Source organism: Nocardioides ganghwensis, assembly GCF_014779655.1.
In the GTDB taxonomy this organism is placed as follows: Bacteria; Actinomycetota; Actinomycetes; order Propionibacteriales; family Nocardioidaceae; genus Nocardioides; species Nocardioides ganghwensis.
On the sequence record NZ_JACXYX010000022.1, the window covers coordinates 50,107 to 60,139 of the forward strand.

Annotated in this window: 7 protein-coding genes; 6 read left to right on the forward strand and 1 reads right to left on the reverse strand. The window is 70.6% G+C overall.

All coding sequences use genetic code 11. The features are described 5' to 3' along the window. Position 1 precedes the first annotated feature (1 nt). Positions 2-1,450, forward strand: coding sequence for a Re/Si-specific NAD(P)(+) transhydrogenase subunit beta (pntB, locus tag IEZ24_RS19810; protein WP_207206926.1), 1,449 nt, complete (start codon positions 2-4; stop codon positions 1,448-1,450). Here the strand turns inward: pntB and IEZ24_RS19815 are convergent. Continuing rightward, on the reverse strand, positions 1,422-2,471 hold the full coding sequence (locus IEZ24_RS19815) for a LacI family DNA-binding transcriptional regulator (protein WP_129456743.1): 1,050 nt from the start codon (positions 2,469-2,471) through the stop codon (positions 1,422-1,424). The two genes, pntB and IEZ24_RS19815, sit on opposite strands and share 29 nt — an antisense overlap. 136 nt (positions 2,472-2,607) lie before the next feature. Here IEZ24_RS19815 and IEZ24_RS19820 point away from each other — a divergent pair, with 136 nt between their 5' ends. The 5 genes from IEZ24_RS19820 (at position 2,608) to IEZ24_RS19840 (ending at position 9,361) form a co-directional block, all read left to right on the forward strand. Then, positions 2,608-3,891 carry a sugar ABC transporter substrate-binding protein gene (locus IEZ24_RS19820; protein ID WP_129456742.1) on the forward strand — a complete coding sequence of 428 codons (1,284 nt, stop codon included), beginning with the start codon at positions 2,608-2,610 and terminating at the stop codon, positions 3,889-3,891. A 131-nt stretch (positions 3,892-4,022) separates the two neighbouring features. Continuing rightward, positions 4,023-5,648 (forward strand): ABC transporter permease subunit, encoded by a 1,626-nt coding sequence (locus IEZ24_RS19825; protein ID WP_129456741.1) that lies wholly within the window; start codon positions 4,023-4,025, stop codon positions 5,646-5,648. Position 5,649: 1 nt separating this feature from the next. Further along, the gene (locus tag IEZ24_RS19830; RefSeq protein WP_129456740.1) at positions 5,650-6,591 is read left to right on the forward strand and encodes a sugar ABC transporter permease; all 942 of its coding nucleotides are present in this window, start codon (positions 5,650-5,652) and stop codon (positions 6,589-6,591) included. Positions 6,592-6,596: 5 nt separating this feature from the next. Next, positions 6,597-8,486, forward strand: coding sequence for a glycoside hydrolase family 13 protein (locus IEZ24_RS19835; RefSeq protein ID WP_129456739.1), 1,890 nt, complete (start codon positions 6,597-6,599; stop codon positions 8,484-8,486). Continuing rightward, on the forward strand, positions 8,483-9,361 hold the full coding sequence (locus IEZ24_RS19840; RefSeq protein ID WP_129456738.1) for a phosphotransferase family protein: 879 nt from the start codon (positions 8,483-8,485) through the stop codon (positions 9,359-9,361). The genes IEZ24_RS19835 and IEZ24_RS19840 overlap by 4 nt, the downstream gene beginning before the upstream one ends. Positions 9,362-10,033 lie beyond the last annotated feature (672 nt).

A 10,033-nucleotide genomic window follows, 5' to 3' on the forward strand; every position in this document is an offset into this window, starting at 1 on the left:
CGTGACCGACTTCCTCACCTCGGAGCACCTCTACGGCTTCATCCAGGGTGCCTACATCATCGCGGCGCTGTGCTTCATCGGTGCGCTCGCGGGCCTCGCGCGGCACGAGACCGCCAAGCAGGGCAACATCCTCGGGATGGGCGGCATGGCGCTGGCCCTGGTCGCCACGGTCCTGTTGATGGCGCAGCAGAACGAGCTGACCACCGACGCGCCCTCGCTGGGCGTGGCCGTGCTGGTGGTGGCCGCCATGATGGGCATCGGCGCCGTCATCGGGGCGTGGCGCGCGCGCACCGTCGAGATGACCGGGATGCCCGAGCTCGTCGCGCTGCTCCACTCCTTCGTCGGTCTCGCCGCCGTCCTCGTGGGCCTCAACTCCTACCTCCAGCACGGCGCCGGCCACGACACCGTCCACGACGTCGAGGTCTTCATCGGCGTCTTCATCGGCGCCATCACCTTCACGGGCTCGATCGTGGCCAACCTCAAGCTCAGCGCGCGGATGAAGTCCGCGCCGCTGACGCTGCCGGGCCGCCACTGGCTCAACCTGGCGATCATCGTCGCCTCGGTGGCGCTGGGCGTGTGGTTCGCGCTCGTCGAGGGCGACGACGGCGACGGGGTCGGCATCGTCCCGCTCCTGGTGATGACCGCGCTCGCCCTGGTCCTCGGCTTCCACCTCGTCGCCGCGATCGGCGGCGGGGACATGCCGGTGGTCGTGTCGATGCTCAACAGCTACTCCGGCTGGGCGGCGGCCGCCGCGGGCTTCATGCTCGGCAACGACCTGCTCATCATCACCGGCGCGCTGGTCGGCTCGTCCGGTGCGATCCTGAGCTACATCATGTGCAAGGCGATGAACCGCTCGTTCGTGAGCGTCATCGCCGGTGGGTTCGGCTCCGACGGCGGGTCCGCGGGCGAGGACCGCGACTACGGCGAGCACCGCGAGATCCAGGCCGACGACGTGGCCGAGCTCCTCGCCCACGCCTCGTCGGTGGTGATCACGCCCGGCTACGGCATGGCGGTCGCCCAGGCGCAGTACCCCGTCGCGGAGATGACGAGGAAGCTGCGCGACAAGGGCGTCGACGTCCGGTTCGGGATCCACCCGGTCGCGGGCCGGCTGCCCGGCCACATGAACGTGCTCCTCGCCGAGGCGAAGGTGCCCTACGACATCGTGCTCGAGATGGACGAGATCAACGACGACCTCCCGGAGACCGACGTCGTGCTCGTCATCGGCGCCAACGACACCGTCAACCCGGCCGCCCAGGAGGAGCCCGGCTCACCGATCGCCGGCATGCCGGTGCTGGAGGTCTGGAACGCCAAGGACGTCGTGGTGTTCAAGCGCTCCATGGCCACGGGCTACGCCGGGGTGCAGAACCCGCTGTTCTTCAAGGACAACACCCAGATGCTCTTCGGCGACGCCAAGGACAAGGTCAACGAGATCGTGGCCGCCCTGGGCTGAGCGGCTCCGGCGCCGCGGCCGTCGAGCCCCGTACGACCAGCTCGGGGCGGTGGAGCACCTCGCCCGCGTGCGGCTTGGACCCCGCGATCTGCTCGGCGATCTCGAGGCTCGCCGCCTGGGCGAGTGCCTCGGCGGGCTGCCGTACGGTGGTGAGCGGCGGGTCGGCGAACTCCATCATCTGGCTGTCGTCGCTGCCGACCACCGACAGGTCCTCTGGCACGCGCAGCCCGCGCCGGCGCGCGGCGCGGATCACGCCCAGGGCCATCACGTCCGACCCGCACACGATGCCGGTCACGCCCCGGTCGATGAGGGCGTCGGCGGCCCGCTGCCCGCCCTGCACCGAGTACGCGGTGGTCTCGACCAGGTCCTCGGCGTCGAGGTCGTCGGGCACCAGGCCGCGCTCGGTCACGATCTCCAGGAACGCCTTCCGCTTGCGCTGGGCCGGGACGTAGCGCAGCTGGCCCAGCGCCGCCCCGATGCGGCGGTGGCCCATGTGCTCGAGGTGCTGCACCGCGAGCTGGACGGAGGCGACGTCGTCGGTCGAGACGCAGGGGGCGTCCAGGCCGGCGAGGGCGCCGTTGACCAGGACGATCGGCAGGCCGAGGTCCATCAGGCGCTGGTAGCGCGCGGGGTCGCTGTCGACGAGGGCGTGCACCCCCGAGACGAACACGATGCCGGCCACGGAGTGCTCCATCAGGATCGCGACGTAGTCGTCCTCGTGGATGCCGCCCAGCGTCTGGCTGCACAGCACCGTCGACAGGCCCGTGCGGGACAGGTGGATCTCGAGGTGGTGCGCCAGCCGCGGGAAGAAGGGGTTCTGGAGCTCGGGGATGACCAGGCCGACCAGGCCCCCCGCCCGCGGGCGCAGTCGTACGGGTCGGTCGTAGCCGAGCACGTCGATCGCGGTCAGGACCTGGCGGCGGGTCTGCTGGCTCACGCCGGGCCGCTCGTTGAGGACGCGGCTGACCGTGCTGATGCTCACGCCGGAGCGCTCGGCGATCTCGCTCAGCCTGATGGTCACGACCACACCTTAGTGACGAGGACCACTCCGCGGGGATCCCTCATGAAAAAAGTTGCAGCGTCTTCCCGTTCTTGCAAATGCGCTGCTACCGTGTGGCGACCCTCACACCTGCCGCACTTCTGAAGAGGAACCACCTATGCGCAGATTCGCCCGCACCCTCGGCCCGGCGGCCGCGATGGTGCTCGTCATGACCGCCGCCGCCTGCGGCGGCGGATCCGGCTCGAGCTCCGAGCCGTCCGGCTCCGACAACACCTCGAGCGCCAATCCCGACGGCGGGGACGGCGGCGACGCCGACCTCCTCGTCTGGACCGACTCGCTCAAGATCGACGCCGTCAAGGAGGTCGCGGAGTCCTTCGGCGAGTCCAACGGCATCAACGTCAAGGTGCAGGCCATCTCCGAGGACCTCCAGGGCAACTTCGTGACCGCGGACGCGGCCGGCAACGGCCCCGACGTGGTCGTCGGCGCCCACGACTGGATCGGCAACCTCGTCCAGAACGGCGCGATCGAGCCGCTCAACCTGACCCCCGACGAGCTGTCCGGCTACTCCGAGAAGGCGGTCCAGGCCACGACGTACGACGGCAAGCTCTACGGCGTCCCCTACGGCATCGAGGCGCTCGCTCTCTACCGCAACGCCGACGTCGTCCCCGACGAGCCCGCGAGCATGGACGAGGCCATAGCCGCCGGCCAGAAGGCCGTCAAGGCCGGCGAGGTCGACTCCGCGCTCAACCTCCCGGTCGGCCAGCTCGGCGACGCCTACCACATGGAGCCGATCCTGACCTCGTTCGGCGGCTACATCTTCGCCTACGACGAGGGCTCGGGCTACGACGCCCAGGACGTCGGCATCGGCAAGGAGGGGTCCGTCAAGGCGGCCCAGGAGATCTCCCGCCTCGCCAAGGCCAACGTGCTGCGCACCTCGATCAGCGGCGACAACTCGATCGCGCTGTTCACCAGCGGCAAGGCCGCCTTCCTCGTCTCCGGTCCGTGGGCCCTGGCCGACGTCAAGAAGGCCGGCTTCGAGTACGCCATCCAGCCCGTGCCCGGCTTCGAGGGCCAGGAGCCCGCTGAGCCGTTCATGGGAGCGCAGGCGTTCATGGTCGCCGCCAACGGCAAGAACAAGGACATCGCGCAGGAGTTCGTCAACAACGGCGTCAACAGCGAAGAGGCGATGATGACCCTCTTCGAGGGCACCCAGCTGCCGCCCGCCATGACGGCCGTGCAGGAGCAGGTCGACGACCCCGACCTGACGGTCTTCACCGAGGCCGCCAACGCTGCCGCCCCGATGCCCGCCATCCCGGCCATGGCCTCGGTCTGGGAGCCGCTCGGCAAGGCGTACTCCGCCATCGTCAGCGGCAAGGACCCGGTCGCGACCATCAAGTCCGCCGGCAACACCATCAACAAGAACATCGCCGACGCGGGCTGAGCCCAGGGGGAACCCCGGTGGGCGGCCGTCGCCGCCCACCGGTGCCCCGCCCAGCCTCCGTGCTACACCCGGCCTCGTCGAGGCCCACCCAGTCCTACCCGGCCCCGCTCGGACCCTGAAGGGCAGCTGACATGGCGGACCTGCGCGACACGATCGACAACCAGAAGGACCCCGACGCGGACGGCGGGTCCCGCTTCGGGTTCACCAAGCCCGGCCGCGACGGGATCCCCGCACTCCTCGTCAAGGTGCTCTTCCTCGGCGTCGTCATCGGCACCGCGATCGCGCTGACGCCCGCCCTGGTGGGCGAGCGATCCTGGACGTTCCTCGTCGGGATCTGGGTGGTCACCGTGATCCTGGTCGCGACGTACGCCACCGGGCGCGCGCTGCCGGCGAAGTACCTCGTGCCCGGCACGCTGATGCTCGCCCTCTTCGTGGTCTACCCGATCTTCCTGACCGCGCAGACCTCGTTCACCAACTACGGCGACGGCACCCGCAACGACAAGCAGACGACCGTCGACCGGATCGTCGGGTCGTCGGTGGTGCGGTCCGACGACTCGCCGCAGTACAACCTCACCATCGCCACGGACGGTGACCCCGAGTCCGGGCCCTTCACCTACTTCCTGGTGCCGCAGAGCGATCCCGAGACCGTCTTCGAGGGCACCGAGGACGGGCTCGAGGAGGATCCGGACGGCGTCACCGTCGACAACGGTCGCGTCACCGCGATCGAGGGCTTCACCGTCCTCGACATCCGTCAGGTCAGCGCCGCCGCGGACGCGCTCGACGAGATCGCCGTCCCCACCGACAATGGCAACTTCATCGTGCGCGACGGCACCAGCGAGGCCTTCGAGGGTGCCCCGACGCTCGTCTACGACGAGGACGCCGACACGATCACCGACACCACCACCGACACCGTCTACACGGCCGAGCAGCAGGGTGACCGGGAGTTCTTCGTCGATGACGAGGGCCAGCGCCTGTCCGACCAGTCGTGGACGGCCAACGTCGGCTGGCGCAACTACGAGCGGATCTTCACCGACAGCCGGATCAGCAGCAGCTTCTTCGGCATCTTCGTGTGGACGGTCGTCTTCGCCACCTTCTCGGTGATCGGCACGTTCCTGCTCGGGCTGTTCTTCGCCATCTCGCTCAACGACTCGCGCGTGCGCGGGCAGAAGATCTACCGGGCCCTGCTGATCCTCCCGTACGCGATCCCGGGCTTCATCTCCCTGCTGCTCTGGTCGAGCTTCTACAACGAGGACTTCGGCCTGATCAACGACATCACCGGGCTCGACATCAACTGGTTCGGCGGTGCGACGACCGCCAAGATCGCGGTGCTCCTCACGAACCTGTGGATGGGCTTCCCCTACATGTTCCTCGTCAGCACCGGAGCCCTCCAGGCCATCCCGGACGAGCTGAAGGAAGCCGCCACGATCGACGGCGCGGGCGGCTTCGCCGGCTTCCGTCGGATCACGCTGCCGCTGCTGCTCGTCACCGTGGCGCCGCTGCTCGTGGCGACGTTCGCCTTCAACTTCAACAACTTCGGCGCCATCTTCCTGCTCACCGGTGGCGGCCCCTTCACCCCGGACAACCCCACCGCGGGCGGCACCGACATCCTGATCAGCTACACCTACCGGCTCGCCTTCGGCGCGGGTGGCGTCCAGATCGGGTTCGCGGCCGCCGTCTCCGTGGTGCTGTTCGTCGTCACCGGCCTGATCGCCGCGCTCCAGTTCCGTGCCACCCGCTCGCTCGAGGATGTGAACTGACATGACCGATGTCCAGGGACCGCTCGCCGGCGCGACCGTCGTCACCGAACGCAAGCGTCGACGACGCGGCGGCGACCCCGCGCCGAAGGTCAAGCTGAGTGCCGGCCGCTGGTTCCGCGAGATCGGCTGGCGCCACCTCGTCGGCGTCGTCGCGGTCGTGTGGGCGCTCTTCCCGGTGTCCTACCTGATCTCGGCCGCGCTCAACCCGCTGGGCAACGTGGTCACGTCCACGCTGATCCCGCAGACGTTCAGCCTCACCAACTTCACCCAGCTCCTCGACGAGCAGCCCTACGGCACCTGGGCGCGCAACAGCATCATCGTGTGCGTCGTCGTGGTCTTCGTCCAGCTGCTGTTCAGCGCGCTGGCGGCCTACGCCTTCAGCCGGTTCCGCTTCAAGGGCCGCCGTGGCGGCCTGCTGGCGTTGCTGCTGATCCAGATGTTCCCGCAGTTCCTCGCCGCGGTCGCGCTCTACCTGATGTTCACCGACCTCGGGGCGGTCATCCCGGCGATCGGCCTGGACACCCTGGCCGGCTACATCCTGATGATGTGCGGCGGCTCGCTGGGCCAGGTGTGGCTCATCAAGGGCTTCTTCGACTCGATCCCGATGTCGCTCGACGAGGCCGCGATGATCGACGGCGCGAGCCACGTGCAGGTCTTCTTCCGCATCATCCTGCCGCTCGTGCGCCCGATCCTCGCCGTCTGCGGCCTGTTGGTCTTCGTCGGCACGATCGGCGAGTTCCTCATGGCCTCCATCTTCCTGCGCGACTCCGGCAACAAGACCCTCGCGACCGGTCTCTACGGACTCATCGACGCCGACCGCTCCAACAACCTCGGCGTCTTCGCCGCCGGCTCGATCCTCACCGCGATCCCCGTGGTGCTGCTCTTCCTCTACCTCCAGCGGTTCATCGTCGGCGGCATCACCGCCGGCGGTGTGAAGGGCTGATCCGCGTGGCCGGAGTGCCCCACCCGCTCGACCCGCACCACGACGGCTCCCCGACGTACGTCCACGGCGCCGGCGCGCGCCTCGGCGGCGAGGTGACCCTGCGCGTACGGGTGCCTCACGCCGCCGACGGATCGCCCGGGGCGAGCCGGGTGGTGCTGCGCGCCGTGCGCGACGGCGAGCCCGCGGTCAGCAACGCCGAGCAGGTCTCCGAGGACGCCGCCGGCGCGTGGTGGGAGGTGGGCCTGCGACTGGTCAACCGGGTGACGTCCTACCGCTTCCTGGTGTCCCGCGGACCGTCGGACTACCGGTGGCTCACCGCGACCGGCGTGCACGCGCGCGACGTCGCCGACGCCGGCGACTTCCGCATCAGCACCGAGCACCTGCTGCCCGACTGGGTCGCCGACGAGATCGGCTACCAGGTCTTCCCCGACCGCTTCGGCCGCACCGAGACCGGCGCCCCGGTCCCGGACTGGGCGATCCCCTGCGAGTGGGACCAGCCCGTGGTGCACAAGGGACCGGACGTGCCGTACCAGTGGTACGGCGGGACGCTCGACGGGGTCGCCGAGCACCTCGACCACCTCGACCTGCTGGGCGCGACCCTTCTCTACCTCACCCCGGTCTTCGAGGCCTGGTCCACCCACCGCTACGACGCCGTCTCCTTCGACCGCGTCGACCCGCTGCTCGGCGGCGACGAGGCGCTCGAGCGCCTCGCCGGGGCCGTCCACGACCACGGCCTGCGCCTGGTCGGCGACCTGACGACCAACCACACCGGCGAGCACCACGACTGGTTCGAGCGGGCCCTCGCCGACCCGTCCTCGCCCGAGCGCTCGTTCTACCGCTTCTCCGACGAGTACCCCCACGGCTACGCCGCCTGGCTCGACATCCCCAGCCTGCCCAAGCTCGACCACACGTCGGCCGAGATGGCGCGCCGGCTCTACTCCGGTCCCGACTCCGTGGTCGCGCACTGGCTGCGCCGCGGCCTCGACGGCTGGCGCGTCGACGTCGCCAACATGACCGGCCGCTTCGGCGCCGACGACCTCGCCCACCAGGTCGCGCAGGAGATCCGGCGCACCATCCGCGACGTGTCGCCCGACGCATGGCTGCTCGCCGAGCACGGCCACGACGCGACCGCCGACCTCACCGGCCCCGGCTGGCACGGGACCATGGACTACGCCGGTTTCACCCGGCCGCTGTGGTGCTGGCTCAACGGGGGCGCCCCCGGCGGCGAGGGCCTGCCGCACGGCCTGGACTACCTCGGCCTCCCCGTCGACATCCCCGTCCTGCCGGCGTCGGCGGCGGTCGCCACCATGCGCGAGGTGCACGGGTCGATCCCGTGGACGTCCTGGCAGGGCTCCACCATGCACCTCGACTCCCACGACACCCCGCGGTTCCGTACGGTCACCGGCGGCGGCACCGACGGCCGCGTCGACCTCGACGGCCGCGGACGCGACCTGCACCTCGTCGGGCTGTCGCTGCAGATGACGATGCCGGGCGTGCCGGTGGTCTTCATGGGCGACGAGCTCGGCCTGACCGCGGTCGACGGCGAGCACGCCCGTACGCCCTTCCCGTGGGACCACCCCGAGACCTGGGACCAGCCGACCCTCGAGGCCTACCGCCGCTGGATCGCGCTGCGCCGCCAGCACGTCGCGCTGCGCCGCGGCGGGATGCGCTGGCTGCACGCCGGGGAGGACTCGATGACCTTCCTGCGCGAGCACCCCGACCAGACGTTGCTCGTCCACGCCGTGCGCCGCCCGTGCGCCGCGGTCGACCTCCCGGCGCACGCCCTGGGGCCCGAGACCGCCCTCACCACTCTCGCCGGTGCTCCGGCCGAGGTGGCCGACGGCACGCTCACCCTCCCCGGGGAGCCGGGCGTGTCCGTGCACGTCGTCGGGTGAGCACCCACCCGGTGGGCGCCGACCAGCTCGATCGGCTGCGTGCTGCCGGCTATCCCGTCACGCACGAGGTCGGGCGCGGCATGGAGGGCATGGTGGCCGCCCTCGACGAGGAGCGCGTCGTCAAGGTGTGGGACCGGCGCCCGCGCGTCGAGGTCGACCGGCTGCGCGCCTTCTACGACGCGGTGCACGACGGCCTCGTCGAGGCCGGCGTAGAGCTGGCCGTGCCCCGCATCCTCGACGTCGGCGAGGTCGACGGCCTCGTGGTCACCGTCCACCCCCTGCTGCCGGGGCGCGCGGAGGACGACCTCGGACCGGGACCGGTCGTGGACGTGCTGGCCGGTCTGTCACAGGTCCCGGTGCACCCGGACATGGCGCTCCTGCCCGTGCCGGACGGCGAGCGACCGTTCGACCCCTCGGTCCCGTTCGGCGCCTCGCTGGCCGACCTCGTGCTGCGTCGCGCGGAGCTGCTCGGCGACCTCCTGGCCGACGGCGTGGCCGCGCGGATGGCGGAGGCACTGCGAGCGGTGCCGCCCGTTCCCCCGCGGCTCGTCCACGGCGACCTGGGACCGGTGCACGTCCTGCTCGAGAGCGGTCGGCCGGTGGGGCTGCTCGACTTCGGCTACGTGTCCACTCTCGGCGACCCGGCCTTCGACGCGGCGGTCGCCGCCTGCCTGCAGGACATGTTCGGTCCCGGAGCCGCCGCGGCGACGGCGGCCCTCGACGACCTCGTCGTACGCCGCTTCGACCACGACCCCGCGGTGCTGGTGCTCTACCGCGCGGCGTACGGCCTCGTCACGGCGAGCTGCCTCGTCGGGCACCCGGGCAGGCACATGGACTGGTGCCTGGACCTCGTGGACACGTGGGCGGGCGCCTAGCTCGCAGCTCGCTCGTACCTGGTGCGAGTGGACTTCGAGCCGACCCCGCCGACCGCGCGGACCGCGGCAGACACGAGCCCGGGACCGCTTCGGCTCGGCTGATGGGGTGGACTTCGCGACGTTGGCGATGGCTGGGACCTACTGTGGCCGCGACTCGATCGGTAGGAGCCGGGATGCAATCACAGAGGGTGCTGCTCTGCTTGGCGGTGGCGTGCCTCCCTGCCAGTGGCTGCGAGAGTCTGGGGGGCGGGACTGTGTTCGCTGAACTCACCGAGAAGTGGTGCCCGGGTCAGGTGTGGACCATCACCGGCAAGGGCGAGGGTTCACTCGAGGACGGGTGAACCCGGGGCCGCGCCGTGACCCGTGGGGGAACCCGCTCATCGGCAGTTGCCGGGCGCGCTGATCGCGGCTGCTTGTTCCATTGACCCAGGACCGGTGCCTGGCGAGGCTCGGTCCAGGCGCCCGGGCTGACGCTCTCATCGCGGCTGCCCACGCTGGTCGTGTGGCTCTCATTTGGCCTGCGCTGCCCGGGCGTCGCCAGGGCTAGGAGAGGCTCAAGAGGGGTGTGCCCAGCTCGAAGCAGCGTTGCCCTCCCGGCTCGACAACCACAGTGGTTCGAGTATCGGAGGAAGGCATGAGCACAGCGACAACATCGGGTCGGGTCGTGATCGG

Bases quoted from the DNA above. Each gene is read 5' to 3' on its own strand.
- IEZ24_RS19825 (WP_129456741.1), top strand. From the start codon at position 4,023: ATGGCGGACCTGCGCGACACGATCGACAACCAGAAGGACCCCGACGCG.
- IEZ24_RS19820 (WP_129456742.1), top strand. From the start codon at position 2,608: ATGCGCAGATTCGCCCGCACCCTCGGCCCGGCGGCCGCGATGGTGCTC.
- IEZ24_RS19830 (WP_129456740.1), top strand. From the start codon at position 5,650: ATGACCGATGTCCAGGGACCGCTCGCCGGCGCGACCGTCGTCACCGAA.